This window comes from Streptomyces spiralis, assembly GCF_014654675.1.
GTDB classification, from domain to species: Bacteria; Actinomycetota; Actinomycetes; order Streptomycetales; family Streptomycetaceae; genus Streptomyces; species Streptomyces spiralis.
Genome location: NZ_BNBC01000002.1, coordinates 81,223 through 95,446, shown reverse-complemented (window position 1 = coordinate 95,446; position 14,224 = coordinate 81,223). Strand labels below are relative to the sequence as shown.

The following is a 14,224-nucleotide window of genomic DNA, read 5'->3' as shown; positions in this document are numbered from 1 at the left end:
GATCTCCCCGTCAACCATGAAGGAACCAAGAGGTGCGCGCAGCCCGGTCTCGCGGTGGGGGCGCAGGCCGGAGTATGCGGTGAACAGTCTCTCTCGCTGATGACAACGTTGTCCAGGCTCTATGCTCGACGCCACATCCTCATACGCACCGCACCCGGGGATCGAACCGCCCCCTCCGTGGACGACAGGACAGGACGCCGCATCGTGCCAGAGCCCGCACCCCGAGCAGACCGCCCGGCCGACCGCCTCCGGGACCGCCCGTCCGGGACCCGCTACGGCAACCGTCCGACGATGAAGGACGTGGCGGCCCGGGCCGGCGTCGGTCTGAAGACCGTCTCCCGGGTGGTCAACGGCGAGCCCGGCGTCACCCCGGACACCGAGCGGCGCGTCCAGGAGGCCATCGAGGCCCTCGGCTTCCGGCGCAACGACAGCGCGCGGGTGCTGCGCAAGGGCCGTACGGCGAGCATCGGGCTGATCCTGGAGGACCTCGCCGACCCGTTCTACGGGCCGCTGAGCCGCGCGGTCGAGGAGGTCGCCCGGGCGCACGGGGCCCTGCTGATCAACGGCTCCAGCGCGGAGGACCCCGACCGTGAGCAGGAGCTGGCGCTCGCGCTGTGTGCGCGCCGGGTGGACGGGCTGGTCGTGATCCCGGCCGGTGACGACCACCGGTACCTGGAACCGGAGATCAGGGCGGGCGTGGCGACGGTGTTCGTGGACCGCCCGGCGGGCCGCATAGACGCCGACGTCGTGCTGTCGGACAACTTCGGCGGTGCCCGCGACGGCGTGGCGCACCTGATCGCGCACGGCCACCGCAGGATCGGCTTCATCGGCGACATGCCCCGGATCCACACCGCCGCCGAGCGTCTGCGCGGCTACCGGGCGGCGATGGAGGACGCGGGGATATCCGTGGCGGACTCCTGGATGTCGCTGGGCGTCACCGATCCGGAGCGGGTGCGCCGGGCCGCCGAGGCCATGCTGACCGGGCCGGAGCCGGTCACCGCCGTCTTCACGGGCAACAACCGGGTGACGGTCACGGTGATCCGCGTCCTGGCCGGGCTGCCCCGTCCGGTCGCCCTCGTCGGTTTCGACGACATCGAGCTGGCCGACCTCCTCCAGCCGGGCGTCACCGTCGTCGCCCAGGACGCGGCGGCCCTCGGGCGCACCGCCACCGAACGCCTCTTCCGGCAGCTGGACGGCACCCTTCTCGGCCCCGAACGCATCGAGCTGCCGACCCGGCTGGTCACACGGGGTTCGGGCGAGCTGCCGCCCTCGGTCTGAGCGGACGCCGGCGCATCGCGCGACACGGGCGGCGTCCGCCCCGGACTACTGGGCGGAGGCCGTGAGGTCGCCGCGGCGCGGTGCGGCGAAGCCCTCCAGGTCGGCCCGGGTCAGGCCGGTGAGGCGGGCCACCTCGGCGATGTCGAGGGCGCCGCAGTCCAGGCCGCGCAGCAGGTAGCCGCCGAGTGCCTTGGCGGTGGCGGGCTCGTCCATCACGTCGCCGCCGGTGCGGCTGGCGTAGCGGGACAGACGGGCCGCCGCCTGCTCGAACCCCTCGCGGTAGAAGGCGAACACGGCCGCGTACCGGGTGGGGATGTGGCCGGGGTGCATGTCCCAGCCCTGGTAGTAGGCGCGGGCCAGGGCACGGCGGGTGAGGCCGTAGTGCAGCCGCCAGGCGTCGTGCACCTTCTCGGTCGGGCCGACCGGCAGGACGTTGGTGGAGCCGTCCGAGACGCGTACGCCGGTGCCGGCCGCGGCGACCTGCATGACGGCCTTGGCGTGGTCGGCGGCCGGATGGTCGCTGGCCTGGTAGGCGGCCGAGACGCCGAGGCAGGCGCTGTAGTCGAAGGTGCCGTAGTGCAGGCCCGTGGCCCGGCCCTCGGCGGCCTGGATCATACGGGCGACGGTGGCGGTGCCGTCGGCGGCGAGGATGGACTGGCTGGTCTCGATCTGGATCTCGAAGCCGAGGCGGCCCGGCTGAAGCCCATGGGCCTTCTCGAAGGCCTCCAGGAGCCGGACCATCGCAGTGACCTGCTCGGGGTACGTCACCTTGGGCAGCGTCAGGACCAGCCCGCCGGGCAGGCCGCCGGCCTCCATCAGCCCGGTGAGGAAGACGTCGAGGGTGCGGATGCCCCGGTCGCGCACCGGTGCCTCCATGCACTTCATGCGGATGCCCATGTAGGGCGCCGCCGTGTCCTTCGCGTACGCCTCGGCGACCAGCCGGGCCGCGCGGGCGGCCGCCTGGTCCTCCTCGGCGTCGGGCCGGGGCCCGTAGCCGTCCTCGAAGTCGATGCGCAGGTCTTCGATCGGCTCGCGTTCCAGCTTGGCGCGGACGCGCGAGTAGACCGGCTCTGCGAGTTCGTCGCTCAGCCCCAGCACGCGGGCGAAGGCGGCGGCGTCGGGGGCGTGTTCGTCGAGGGCGGCGAGGGCCTGGTCGCCCCAGGAGCGGATGGTGTCGGCGGCGAAGACGTCACCGGGTACGTAGACGGTGTGGACGGGCTGGCGGGTCCCCGGGTCGCCCGGGTAGCGGCGCTCCAGCTCGGCGTCGACCGGTGCGAGGGAGGCGCTGATCTCCTCGCTGACGGCGCCCGCCAGGCTCGTCGCCACCTGCTCCTGCTGGCCGTGACCCATTCCCACACCCTCCAGTTATTCCACTCTACGGAATCAACAATCCGTAGAGCGAAGTTATCCATGGATCTTCCGTGGGGTCAACACCTGTCCGCAGCCTGGGCCCTCGGCGGCCCGAGGACAACCGGAGAACGCCGAGGCCCCCGTGACCGGGCGGGTCACGGGGGCCTCGTGGCGACTCGGGTACGAGCCGGCGGGCGGGACTCAGCCCTTGCGGGCCTTGATCTCCTCGGTCAGCTGCGGGACGACCTCGAACAGGTCGCCGACCACGCCGTAGTCGACCAGGTCGAAGATCGGGGCCTCCGGGTCCTTGTTGACCGCCACGATCGTCTTCGAGGTCTGCATGCCGGCGCGGTGCTGGATGGCGCCGGAGATGCCGTTGGCGATGTACAGCTGCGGAGACACGGACTTGCCGGTCTGGCCGACCTGGTTGGTGTGCGGGTACCAGCCCGCGTCCACCGCGGCACGCGAGGCGCCGACGGCCGCACCGAGGGAGTCGGCGAGCGCCTCGATGATCGCGAAGTTCTCGGCGCCGTTGACGCCACGGCCGCCGGAGACCACGATCGCGGCCTCGGTCAGCTCCGGACGGCCCGTCGACTCACGCGCCGTACGACCCGTGACCTTGGTGCCGGTGGCCTGGTCGGAGAACGTCACGCTCAGGGCCTCGACCGCACCGGCGGCCGGAGCGGCCTCCACGGCGGCGCTGTTGGGCTTGACCGTGATGACCGGCGTGCCCTTGGAGACACGGGACTTGGTGGTGAAGGAGGCGGCGAACACCGACTGGGTGGCCACCGGACCCTCGTCGCCGGCCTCCAGGTCGACGGCGTCGGTGATGATGCCGGAGCCGATGCGCAGCGCGAGGCGGGCGGCGATCTCCTTGCCCTCCGCGGAGGACGGCACCAGCACGGCGGCCGGGGACACGGCGGCGACCGCGGCCTGCAGCGCGTCCACCTTCGGCACCACCAGGTACTCGCCGTACTCGGCGGCCTCGTGGGTCAGGACCTTCACGGCACCGTGCTCGGCCAGCGTGGCGGCGGTGTCGGCGGCACCGTTGCCCAGCGCGACGGCGACCGGCTCGCCGACACGGCGGGCCAGGGTCAGCAGCTCCAGGGTGGGCTTGCGGACGGCACCGTCCACGTGGTCGACGTAGACGAGGACTTCAGCCATGGGACTTCTTCTCTCCTGCTTGCGAAGTATGAGGGGCGGAAAGCGAATGCGGGCTCAGACGAACCTCTGGGCTCAGATGAACTTCTGGCTCGCGAGGAACTCAGCGAGCTGCTTGCCGCCCTCGCCCTCGTCCTTGACGATCGTGCCCGCGGTGCGCGCGGGGCGCTCGGCCGCCGACTCGACCACCGTGTAGGCGTTCTCCAGGCCGACCTCGTCCGCGTCGATGTCCAGGTCGGACAGGTCCCAGGACTGAACCGGCTTCTTCTTGGCCGCCATGATGCCCTTGAAGGACGGGTAGCGCGCCTCACCGGACTGGTCGGTCACGGAGATGACGGCCGGAAGCTGCGCCTCGAGCTGCTCCGAGGCGGCGTCCCCGTCGCGGCGGCCCTTGACCGTGCCGTCCTCGACCGACACCTGGGACAGCAGGGTCACCTGCGGAACGCCCAGGCGCTCGGCCACCAGCGCGGGGACGACGCCCATGGTGCCGTCGGTGGAGGCCATGCCGGAGATCACCAGGTCGTAGCCGGCCTTCTCGATCGCCTTGGCCAGCACCAGGGAGGTGCCGATGGCGTCGGTGCCGTGCAGGTCCTCGTCCTCGACGTGGATCGCCTTGTCCGCACCCATGGACAGCGCCTTGCGCAGCGCGTCCTTGGCGTCCTCCGGGCCCACCGTCAGCACGGTGACCTCGGCGTCGTCGGCGTCCTCGGCGATCTGCAGCGCCTGCTCGACGGCGTACTCGTCCAGCTCGGAGAGCAGACCGTCCACGTCGTCCCGGTCGACGGTCAGGTCATCGGCGAAGTGCCGGTCGCCAGTGGCGTCGGGCACGTACTTCACAGTGACAACGATCCTCAAGCTCACGCCGGCTCTCCTACTGCATCGTCATTTCAGGGCTGCCTTCTTGCAGGCAGCATAGGCGCCTGAAGCGGCCGATCCCGGTCGGGGCGACCCCGCGTCCCGGCCGGAACATTACTCGCCAGTACACCCAGTTCATGCCCGCTAAGCAAGCGCTTTGAACTGTGACCTTCGCAACGCAGCGTAACCGGAACTCGACCGTTCCGCAGGCGGGTGGGCCGCGGGTTCAGTCGCGCAGACCGTTGAAACGTCCCTGGTGGTACACCAGCGGACGCCCGGTGCCAGTGGGGTCGCCGTGGACGACCTCGGCGATGACGAGGCGGTGGTCGCCCGCCGGAACGCGCCCGACGACCCGGCAGACCAGCCAGGCCAGTACGTCGTCGAGAACGGGCACCCGCTCGGGGCCCTCGCGCCAGGACGTGGCCGGGCCGAACCGGTCGGCGCCGCTGCGGGCGAAGGTGGCGGCCAGTTCCTCCTGGTGCTCGCCGAGTATGTGGACGCCGATGTGGTCGGTGCGGGAGATCGCGGGCCAACTGGAGCCCGTGGTGCCGATGCCGAAGGAGACGAGCGGGGGCTCCGCGGAGACGGAGGTCAGGGAGGTGGCGGTGAAACCGACCGGTCCCGCCTCGCCGCGAGCGGTGATCACCGCGACGCCTGCCGCGTGCCGCCGGAAGACGGAGCGGAGCAGGTCGGGCGAGGCGAGCCGGGCGGCGGCGGGCGGGACGAGGTCGGACGGGGCCGTCATGGAGTTGTCCTTCTGCTGGAGGGAGGCGCGGGATCCGTGGCTGCTCAGGAGTCCGGACAGCGCGCGCTCGCGGTGCGGGCGAGGACGGCCGTCCGACGGCGTTCCCGTCCGGGACGAAGGAGTTCCCAAGGCATACGGGTCAGGCTGACGATAGGTGGTGCGTGCAGTCAAGTACGCCCCCGGAACGTGGGAGATGCCTCACTGGCCCGTGCCGGGGCCTTTGACCGCCGCTCCGAGGGCCGCGATGACGTCCGCCCTGCGGGGCTGACCCGCGGCGCGGCGCACGATGCGGCCGCCGGCGTCGAGGACCAGCACGGTGGGGGTCCGGACGATGTCCAGTTCGCGTACGAGGTCCAGGTGGTCCTCGGCGTCGATGTCCACGTGGGCGACTCCGGGGACCATTCCGGCCACCTCGCTCAGGACCCTGCGGGTCGCCCGGCAGGGTGCGCAGAAGGCGGTGGAGAACTGCACCAGCGTGGCGCGCGCGCCCAGCCCCTCGCCCAAATCGGCCGCACCCAGCCACCGGTCCCCGGTCCGTCCGCCCACCTGTGCTCTCCTGTTCCACCGTCATCGCGCCCGCGTGGGCGCGCTGCTGCCGTACGGTTCAGCGTTCACCGGCCCGCGACGATTCCCCCGACGTGACGAGGATCTCGCCGCGGACGGGCACGCTGACTGGCCCCCCGGCCGTTCTTCGGGCACGATCTGCGACAGGCCGTAAACCTACGGCAGCGTAACTTTGCCGGGAGCCCCTTCCCTGGCAGACAGAAGGGTCCGCCTCGCCCATGGCAGAACTCGTCTACCGTCCCGTCATCGGCCTGGCCCGCACGATGTTCAAGGTGTGGGACCTCAAGATCGACTGCCGTGGTTCGGAGAACATCCCGCGCTCGGGCGGCGCCGTGCTGGTGAGCAATCACATCAGCTATATGGACTTCATCTTCAACGGGCTGGCGGCACTGCCCCAGAAGCGCCTGGTGCGCTTCATGGCCAAGGAGTCGGTCTTCCGGCACCGGATCTCCGGTCCGCTGATGCGCGGCATGAAGCACATTCCGGTGGACCGCTCCCAGGGCGAGGCGGCGTACGCCCACGCGCTGGACTCGCTGAGGTCCGGCGAGGTCATCGGCGTGTTCCCGGAGGCCACCATCTCCGAGTCCTTCACCCTCAAGAGCTTCAAGTCGGGTGCGGCCCGCCTGGCCCAGGAGGCGGGCGTCCCGCTGATCCCGATGGCCGTCTGGGGCACCCAGCGGCTGTGGACCAAGGGCCACCCGCGCAACTTCCGGCGCAGCCACACCCCCATCACGGTCCGGGTGGGCGAGGCGGTCGAGGCCCCTCGCGACCAGTACGCGGGGGCCATCACGCGCCGGCTGCGCGAGCGCGTCCAGGAGCTGCTGGAGGCGGCCCAGCGCGCCTACCCCGTACGCCCCAAGGGCCCGGAGGACACCTGGTGGATGCCCGCCCACCTCGGCGGCACGGCCCCGACCCCGGAACAGCTCCGCATGGCCACGGCGCACTGATCCCCCGCCGAAGCGGCATCCGTCCCTCGCCTCGGGATCAGAGTGCGGTGGGCAGCGTCCTCCACAGCGACGACCGGTCGGGCGCGGCCTTGAGGGCGCTCAGCACGGCCGGGTGCGGCTCGGAGTACAGAACCGGGTGGTCCGCCTCATCCGACTCCGGGTCGGGCGCGAAGGCCAGGCGTTCACCGGCGAGGGAGAACTGGGCGTCGACGCCCGGCTTGTTGCCGCGCGGGTCCTGCCGGTGCCAGGCGCCGTTGAACCGTACGGCGACCAGTCCGTGCACCACGTGCCCGCTGCCGTCGTCGAACGTCAGCCGCTGGTAGCACAGCGCCGTCGGGATGTCCTCGGCCCGCAGCAGGGCGGCCAGCGCATGGGCCTTGGCGTGGCAGATGCCGGTGCGTCGCGTCAGGACGTCGGAGGCCCGCCAGGTGACGCGCGGGTCGCCGGAGTCCTGCGAGTGCGGGATGGTGTCGCGCACGAACTCGTACGCGGATCGCGCATAGGCATACGAGTCCGCCACCCCCTCGGCGAGACGCGCGGCCGTCTCGCGGACCACCGGGTGGTCGTGGTCGATCGCTTCGTCCGCGGCCAAATAGGCGGACAGGTCGGGGGTGTTCTGGATCAGCTCCATGTCCGCAGAGCATAGGAATGCGATCACTCGCCAGTCAATGACTTTTCAAGTGATCGCATAACTATGCAGATCTCGCCGACAGCTCACCGCCGCTCTCCGGCGCTCACCCGCGGTCTCCGGCGGCGCCGTCAGCGGGCCATCTCCTCCTTCAGCGCCGCCACGAAGGCGTCCACGTCGTCCTCGGTGGTGTCGAAGGAGCACATCCAGCGCACGACACCCGCCGCCTCGTCCCAGAAGTAGAAGCGGAACCGCTTCTGCAGGCGCTCGCTCACGTCGTGCGGCAACTGGGCGAAGACACCGTTGGCCTGGACCGGGTGGAGGATCTCCACCCCGTGCACGGCCCGCACGCCCTCCGCCAGCCGCTGGGCCATCTCGTTGGCGTGCCGGGCGTTGCGCAGCCACAGGTCCTTGGCCAGCAGGGCCTCCAACTGCACCGAGACGAAGCGCATCTTGGAGGCGAGCTGCATGCTCATCTTGCGGATGTGCTTCATCCGCCGGACGGCGTCCTGGTTGAGGACGACGACCGCTTCGCCGAACATCGCGCCGTTCTTCGTCCCGCCCAGGGAGAGGATGTCGACGCCGACCGCGTTGGTGAACGTCCGCATGGGGACGTCCAGGGAGGCGGCCGCGTTGGCGATCCGGGAGCCGTCCATGTGCACCTTCATCCCGTGCGCGTGGGCGTGCTCGCAGATCGCGCGGATCTCCTCGGGCGTGTAGAGGGTGCCCAGCTCCGTGCTCTGGGTGATCGAGACGGCCTGCGGCATCGCGCGGTGCTCGTCCTCCCAGCCGTAGGCCTGCCGGTCGATCAGCTCCGGCGTGAGCTTGCCGTCGGGCGTGGGCACGGTGAGCAGCTTCAGGCCGGCCATGCGCTCGGGGGCGCCGCCCTCGTCGACGTTGATGTGCGCGCTCTCCGCGCAGATCACCGCGCCCCAGCGGTCGGTGACGGCCTGGAGCGCGACGACGTTGGCGCCGGTGCCGTTGAACACCGGGAACGCCTCGGCGGTGGCGCCGAAGTGGCTGCGGACGATCCGCTGGAGGTTCTCGGTGTAGTCGTCCTCTCCGTACGCGACCTGGTGCCCGCCGTTGGCCAGGGCCAGTGCGGCGAGCACCTCCGGGTGGACCCCGGCGTAGTTGTCGCTGGCGAAACCGCGGACCTCCGGGTCGTGATGGCGACGCGCGTCGGTCCTGGGAGGGTTCACGGCTTCTCGGTCAGCCACAGACGGTTTCCGTTCACTTCCGCGGCGGGCTTGTCCCAGACGTCGGTGATGGCCTCGGCCAGGTCCTTGACGTCCGTGAAGCCCGCGAACTTCGCGTTGGGGCGCTCGGCGCGCATCGCGTCGTGCACCAACGCCTTCACCACCAGGATCGCAGCCGCCGACGTCGGCCCCTCAGGACCCCCCGCCTTGCGGAAGTAGTCGGCCATCGCCAGCGTCCACGCCTCGGCGGCGGCCTTGGCGGCGGCGTAGGCGGCGTTGCCGGCGGTGGGCTTGGTGGCGCCGGAGGCGCTGATCAGGACGTACCGGCCGCGTTCGCTGCGCTGGAGCGCCTCGTGGAAGGCGAGGGAGGTGTGCTGCACCGTGCGGATGAGCAGCAGCTCCAGGAAGTCCCAGTCGTCGAGGCTCGTCTTGGTGAAGGTCTCGCTGCCGCGCCAGCCGCCGACGAGGTGGACCAGGCCGTCCACCCGCCCGAAGTCCTTCTCGACGTGGGCCGCCCAGTCCTGGGTGGACTTCAGGTCGAGCAGGTCGACGGTGTCCCCGGTGACGGTGGCGCCGCCGCAGGCGTAGCGAGCCGCGTCTACGGCCTGGGAGAGCCGCTCGGGGTCGTTGTCCGCCCCGACCACGGTCGCGCCCGCCTCGGCGAGCCTGAGCAGCGCCGCCCGGCCGGCGGGTCCGCCCGCGCCCGCCACCGCGATCACCGCACCGCTCAGTGGCCCGTTGCCGTTCCCCATCTTCTCCTCCTGAGCAAGTTTTCCGGTGCGGTCGCTCACGCGGCGACCCGCTCGGCGCTGTCCGCAGTGATCCCCTTGGTGGAGGCGATCACGTTCTTCAGTTTCTTGGACAGGGCCTCGTAGAACATGCTCAGCGGAAACTCGTCCGGAAGCACGTCGTCGACGAGCTTGCGCGGCGGCTGGGTCAGGTCCAGGGCGTCGGGGCCCTTGGCCCACTTGGAGCCGGGGTGCGGGGCGAGGAAGCGGGAGACCAGCTCGTAGCCGGCGAACCAGTGCACCAGCTTCGGGCGGTCGATGCCGTCGCGGTACAGCTTCTCGATCTCGGCGCACAGCTGGTTGGTGACCTGCGGGGCGCGCTCCCAGTCGATGGCGAGCTTGTTGTCGGTCCAGCGCACCACGTCGTGCTTGTGCAGGTAGGCGAAGAGCAGCTGGCCGCCGAGGCCGTCGTAGTTGCGCACCCGCTCACCGGTGACCGGGAAGCGGAACATGCGGTCGAACAGCACCGCGTACTGCACGTCACGGGCCTGCGGGACGCCGTCCTTCTCCAGCCGCACGGCCTCCTTGAAGGCGGTGAGGTCGCAGCGCAGCTCCTCCAGGCCGTACATCCAGAACGGCTGGCGCTGCTTGATCATGAACGGGTCGAACGGCAGGTCGCCGTGGCTGTGGGTGCGGTCGTGCACCATGTCCCACAGCACGAAGGCCTCCTCGCAGCGCTTCTGGTCGTGGACCATCGCGGCGATGTCCTCGGGCAGGTCGAGGCCCAGGAGGCCGACGGCGGCATCGGTCACCCGGCGGAAGCGGGCGGCCTCGCGGTCGCAGAAGATGCCGCCCCAGGAGAAGCGTTCCGGGGCCTCGCGCACGGCGATGGTCTCGGGGAACAGGACGGCGGAGTTGGTGTCGTAGCCGGCCGTGAAGTCCTCGAACGTGATGCCGCAGAACAGCGGGTTGTCGTAGCGGGTGCGCTCCAGCTCGGCCAGCCAGTCCGGCCAGACCATGCGCAGCACGACCGCCTCCAGGTTGCGGTCCGGGTTGCCGTTCTGCGTGTACATCGGGAAGACGACCAGGTGCTGGAGGCCGTCCTCGCGGTGCGCGGCGGGCTGGAAGGCCAGCAGCGAGTCGAGGAAGTCCGGCACCTCGAAGCCGCCCTCGGCCCAGCGCCGGAGGTCCTTGACCAGGGCCTCGTGGTAGGCGGCGTCGTGCGGCAGCAGCGGGGACAGCTCCTCCACCGCGTCGATCACGCGGCCCAGGACGGTCTCGACGTCCTTCCGGGCCGGGGCGCCCTCGGCCTCGAAGTCGATGGAGCCGTCCTTCGACTGCCATGGCCGGATCTGCTCCACGGCATCCTTGAGCACGGGCCATGACGGGTGCTCAACCACCCTGCTCACGGGAGGAACCTGTCCCTCCGCACCCACTTGCACAAGAATTTCCGTCATGACCCATCCTCCACGGGAGAAGCTCGCGTAAGAAGACCGTATACATGCGGGGTTTCTCGCAGCAAGGGCACCCTCCGAAAATTATCCTGCGGTCGCCCGTCGCCGCCGCCCATTTTCCTGTCGAGTGCCCCGGACACGGCCACTTCCCCTAAGGGGTGTCTCGTCGATCAGGCCGGATCAGCCGCCGCGAGCCCGGCATGATCGGCGAGACACCCCCTAGGCCACTCGGGTGAGGCGCCGTCCCCGGAGCCGGGGTCGGATTCCGGCCTGCGGCGACGGCGGAACGGCCTTCGGGTCACCGGGGTCAACATCCGCGGGACTCGCCCACGACGGAGTGACAGCCCAGGGGGTCACGGGCCCGTCGCATCCCGGCCGTCACCCCACTGCCCCGTGTACGCACGGGTTCATCGCGGGTCCGGGCCATTAGGCTGCGGCACTGCCGCGTGGACGACGAGGTCCCTGAGGTCCGCGTGCGTGCCGAGCCGCCGTCGACGGAAGCGAGTTGAACCTTGAACTTCCTTACCATCGGTCACCGCGGAGTCATGGGTGTCGAGCCCGAGAACACCCTCCGTTCCTTCGTCGCCGCCCAGCAGGCCGGCCTCGACGCCATCGAACTCGATCTGCACCTGAGCAAGGACGGCGCACTCGTCGTCATGCACGACGCCGACGTGGAGCGCACGACCGACGGCAGCGGTCCGATCGCCGACAAGACCCTCGCCGAACTGCGCGCGCTCGACGCCGGCAAGGGCGAGCGGATCCCGGTCTTCGAGGAGGTCCTCGACGCGGTGCGGGCGCCGCTCCAGGCCGAGATCAAGGACGCGGCGGCGGCGCGGGCGCTGGCGGAGGTCATGCACCGGCGGGACCTGGTGTCCCGGGTCGAGGTGCTGTCCTTCCACGACGAGGCGATCGCCGAGATCGCACGCCTGGTGCCCGGCGTCCGCACCGCGCTGGTCGCCGACCACTACGGCAAGGAGGTCGTCGAGCGCGCCCTCGCGGTCGGCGCCGCAACCCTCGTCCTCAACATCCGCCGGCTCACCCTGGAGATCGTCGAGCACGCGCGCGCGGCGGACCTGAGGATCATCGGCTGGGTGGTGAACACCCTGGCCCAGCTGCGGTTCGTACGCGCCCTGGAGCTGGACGGGGCCACCACGGACTTCCCGGAGATCAAACGCACCGGCCGCTTCACCGCGTGACGCGGGCCGGTGGCGCGGTGACTACGCGAGCTCCTTGACCAGCAGCTCGAACTGGAGGTCGTCGCGTTGCGGGATGCCGAAGCGCTCGTCGCCGTACGGGAAGGGGGTCATCCGTCCCGTACGGCGGTAGCCGCGGCGCTCGTACCAGGCGATCAGGTCCTCGCGCACGGAGATCACCGTCATGTGCATCTCCGTGACGGCCCACGTCTCGCGGGCCTGCCGCTCCGCCTCCGCGATGATCAGCTTGCCCAGGCCGGCGCCCTGAAGGGTGGGGCTCACCGCGAACATGCCGAAGTAGGCGTGGTCGCCGCGGTGCTCGAGCTGGCAGCAGGCGACCACGCGGCCGCCCCGCTCCACCGTCAGCAGCCTGCTGTCCGACGACTTGATCACGGCCCGCACACCCTCCGGGTCCGTCCGCTGTCCCTGGAGGATGTCCGCCTCGGTGGTCCACCCCGCCCGGCTGGAATCCCCCCGGTACGCCGACTCGATCAGCGCGACCAGGGTCTCGACGTCGGCTTCGGTGGCGTCGCGGAAGGTCAGTCCGGGGGCGGCGGTGTCCATGGCTGATGCCTTTCGGTCTCGGGCGCGACCGAAGGGTCTCGGGCGCGGCAGGGCGGGGGCGAAGGCAATCCTGCCACTAGGCTCCGGGCGCATGGTGCACGTACTCAGCAGCCGGACGCTGCTCCAGCCCACCGACCCCGAGCGTTCCCGCACCTTCTACGGCGAGCAGCTCGGTCTGGCCGTCTACCGCGAGTTCGGCACGGGTCCGGAGCGCGGCACCGTCTACTTCCTCGGCGGCGGCTTCCTGGAGCTGTCGGGCCGCTCCGAGGCCCCGCGCTCCCCCGCGGTGCGGCTGTGGCTCCAGGTGGCGGACGTGGCCGCGGCCCACGAGGAGCTGCGCGAGCGGGGCGTCGAGATCGTACGCCCGCCGGTGCGGGAGCCGTGGGGACTGATCGAGATGTGGATCGCCGACCCGGACGGCACGCCGATCGTCCTCGTCGAGGTGCCGGCGGACCATCCGCTTCGGTACCGGGCCGGAATCTAGGGGGTGTCTCGCCGATCAGGCCGGATCAGGGAGCGGCGGCTGGTGGTGGGGGCACCTCCCACCCCGTTCAGGCAGTGGGGGAACATCGCAAGGCGGAGGAGGGAGTCGATGCGGAGCATCGGCGACCGACGACAACGCCGCGAGGTGCGGTGCCAGCCGCCGCGAACCCGGCATGATCGACGAGACACCCCCTGAGGCAGGCGGGGCTCCGGGACGACTCCCACTGGCCACCGAGGGTGACCGGGGATAGCGTGCTTGTGGTGGGGGCGGAGCCTTCCCGGAGGAATGCCATGGAGTTCGACAAACCGGTGATCGGCGGCCCCAGCTGGGCGGAGCTGGGAACCAGCGATCTCGCGGCGGCGCAGCAGTTCTACGGAGAGGTGTTCGCCTGGCGGTGCGAGACGGACCCCCGTCCGGAACTGCGTGGGTACGCCATCGCCCGGCTGGGGGACGCGGCGGTCGCGGGCATCGGCCCGCTGTACCGGCCCACCCAGCCGGTCGCCTGGAACGTCACGTTCGCCGTCGCCAACGCCGACAAGGCCACGAACAAGGTGGTGGAGGCCGGTGGAACGGTGATCCGCGGTCCCATGGACATCTTCGACGAGGGTCGCCGGACCGTGGCGCTCGACCCGTCCGGCGCGGCCTTCCAGATGTGGCAGGCCGGGGACTTCCCGGGCGCGGGGGTGTTCAACCGGCCCGGCGCGCTGGGCTGGGTGGAGCTCGCGACCCGGGACGTGAAGCGCGCCCGGGACTTCTACACCAGCGTCTTCGGGTGGAGCGTCAACGCCTCGGAGTGGTACACGCAGTGGGGCATGCACGGCATGGACTTCGGCGGCGTGACGACGCTGCACGAACGCTTCCCGGCCGATGTGCCCCCGCACTGGCTGCCGTACTTCGCGGTCGAGGACGTCGACGCGACGACCGAGGTCGCCGTGCGGGCCGGCAGCAAGGCGCTGCAGGAGCCCACGTCCGTCGAGGGCGGGCCCCGCATCGCGGTGCTGCGCGATCCGCAGGGCGCGGCGTTCGGGATCTACGTGGCCGGGGACGAGGAGCCCCGACCGGAGGGAATCTGAG

General features: G+C 71.1%; 15 protein-coding genes. 5 read left to right on the top strand and 10 right to left on the bottom strand.

What is annotated here, in order from left to right; genetic code table 11:
* Nucleotides 1-177: 177 nt before the first annotated feature.
* Entirely contained in the window at nucleotides 178-1,278 is a 1,101-nt protein-coding gene (locus IE318_RS02860) for a LacI family DNA-binding transcriptional regulator (protein WP_189895924.1), read from the top strand.
* A gap of 45 nt (nucleotides 1,279-1,323) precedes the next feature.
* Here IE318_RS02860 and IE318_RS02855 read toward each other — a convergent pair whose 3' ends face one another.
* The 5 genes from IE318_RS02855 to IE318_RS02835 form a co-directional block, all read right to left on the bottom strand.
* The gene (locus tag IE318_RS02855) at nucleotides 1,324-2,628 is read right to left on the bottom strand and encodes a DUF6986 family protein (RefSeq protein ID WP_189895922.1); all 1,305 of its coding nucleotides are present in this window, start codon (nucleotides 2,626-2,628) and stop codon (nucleotides 1,324-1,326) included.
* Between the two features lie 201 nt (nucleotides 2,629-2,829).
* Nucleotides 2,830-3,792, bottom strand: a complete 963-nt coding sequence (locus tag IE318_RS02850) for an electron transfer flavoprotein subunit alpha/FixB family protein (protein WP_030164334.1) — start codon at nucleotides 3,790-3,792, stop codon at nucleotides 2,830-2,832.
* 72 nt (nucleotides 3,793-3,864) lie between these two features.
* Nucleotides 3,865-4,650 carry an electron transfer flavoprotein subunit beta/FixA family protein gene (locus IE318_RS02845; protein WP_189895920.1) on the bottom strand — a complete coding sequence of 262 codons (786 nt, stop codon included), beginning with the start codon at nucleotides 4,648-4,650 and terminating at the stop codon, nucleotides 3,865-3,867.
* Nucleotides 4,651-4,870: 220 nt separating this feature from the next.
* Nucleotides 4,871-5,389 (bottom strand): flavin reductase family protein, encoded by a 519-nt coding sequence (locus IE318_RS02840; protein WP_030164327.1) that lies wholly within the window; start codon nucleotides 5,387-5,389, stop codon nucleotides 4,871-4,873.
* A gap of 198 nt (nucleotides 5,390-5,587) precedes the next feature.
* Nucleotides 5,588-5,935 (bottom strand): TlpA family protein disulfide reductase, encoded by a 348-nt coding sequence (locus IE318_RS02835; protein ID WP_189895918.1) that lies wholly within the window; start codon nucleotides 5,933-5,935, stop codon nucleotides 5,588-5,590.
* 236 nt (nucleotides 5,936-6,171) lie between these two features.
* On the opposite strand from IE318_RS02835, the gene IE318_RS02830 reads away from it, so the two are divergent.
* Nucleotides 6,172-6,900 carry a lysophospholipid acyltransferase family protein gene (locus tag IE318_RS02830; RefSeq protein ID WP_189895916.1) on the top strand — a complete coding sequence of 243 codons (729 nt, stop codon included), beginning with the start codon at nucleotides 6,172-6,174 and terminating at the stop codon, nucleotides 6,898-6,900.
* A gap of 37 nt (nucleotides 6,901-6,937) precedes the next feature.
* Here the strand turns inward: IE318_RS02830 and IE318_RS02825 are convergent, their stop codons facing one another.
* The 4 genes from IE318_RS02825 to IE318_RS02810 form a co-directional block, all read right to left on the bottom strand.
* Complete coding sequence (locus tag IE318_RS02825) at nucleotides 6,938-7,531, bottom strand: transglutaminase domain-containing protein (protein WP_189895914.1); 594 nt, start codon at nucleotides 7,529-7,531, stop codon at nucleotides 6,938-6,940.
* 128 nt (nucleotides 7,532-7,659) lie between these two features.
* Nucleotides 7,660-8,730, bottom strand: a complete 1,071-nt coding sequence (locus tag IE318_RS02820) for a threonine aldolase family protein (protein WP_189895913.1) — start codon at nucleotides 8,728-8,730, stop codon at nucleotides 7,660-7,662.
* Nucleotides 8,727-9,479 (bottom strand): SDR family NAD(P)-dependent oxidoreductase, encoded by a 753-nt coding sequence (locus IE318_RS02815; protein ID WP_189895911.1) that lies wholly within the window; start codon nucleotides 9,477-9,479, stop codon nucleotides 8,727-8,729. Before IE318_RS02815 ends, IE318_RS02820 begins: the two co-directional genes overlap by 4 nt.
* Nucleotides 9,480-9,514: 35 nt before the next feature.
* Nucleotides 9,515-10,912 carry a DUF6421 family protein gene (locus tag IE318_RS02810; RefSeq protein WP_189895908.1) on the bottom strand — a complete coding sequence of 466 codons (1,398 nt, stop codon included), beginning with the start codon at nucleotides 10,910-10,912 and terminating at the stop codon, nucleotides 9,515-9,517.
* A gap of 509 nt (nucleotides 10,913-11,421) precedes the next feature.
* Here IE318_RS02810 and IE318_RS02805 point away from each other — a divergent pair.
* A complete protein-coding gene (locus IE318_RS02805; RefSeq protein ID WP_189895906.1) occupies nucleotides 11,422-12,105 on the top strand; it encodes a glycerophosphodiester phosphodiesterase in 684 nt (227 codons plus the stop codon).
* A 21-nt stretch (nucleotides 12,106-12,126) separates the two neighbouring features.
* Here IE318_RS02805 and IE318_RS02800 read toward each other — a convergent pair whose 3' ends face one another.
* Nucleotides 12,127-12,717: a GNAT family N-acetyltransferase gene (locus tag IE318_RS02800; RefSeq protein WP_373311059.1), complete on the bottom strand. Its 591-nt coding sequence runs from the start codon at nucleotides 12,715-12,717 to the stop codon at nucleotides 12,127-12,129.
* 40 nt (nucleotides 12,718-12,757) lie between these two features.
* Between IE318_RS02800 and IE318_RS02795 the strand changes: the two genes are divergently transcribed.
* Nucleotides 12,758-13,150 carry a VOC family protein gene (locus IE318_RS02795; RefSeq protein WP_189895904.1) on the top strand — a complete coding sequence of 131 codons (393 nt, stop codon included), beginning with the start codon at nucleotides 12,758-12,760 and terminating at the stop codon, nucleotides 13,148-13,150.
* Between the two features lie 290 nt (nucleotides 13,151-13,440).
* Complete coding sequence (locus IE318_RS02790) at nucleotides 13,441-14,223, top strand: VOC family protein (protein ID WP_189895902.1); 783 nt, start codon at nucleotides 13,441-13,443, stop codon at nucleotides 14,221-14,223.
* The last annotated feature ends 1 nt before the right edge of the window (nucleotide 14,224 follow it).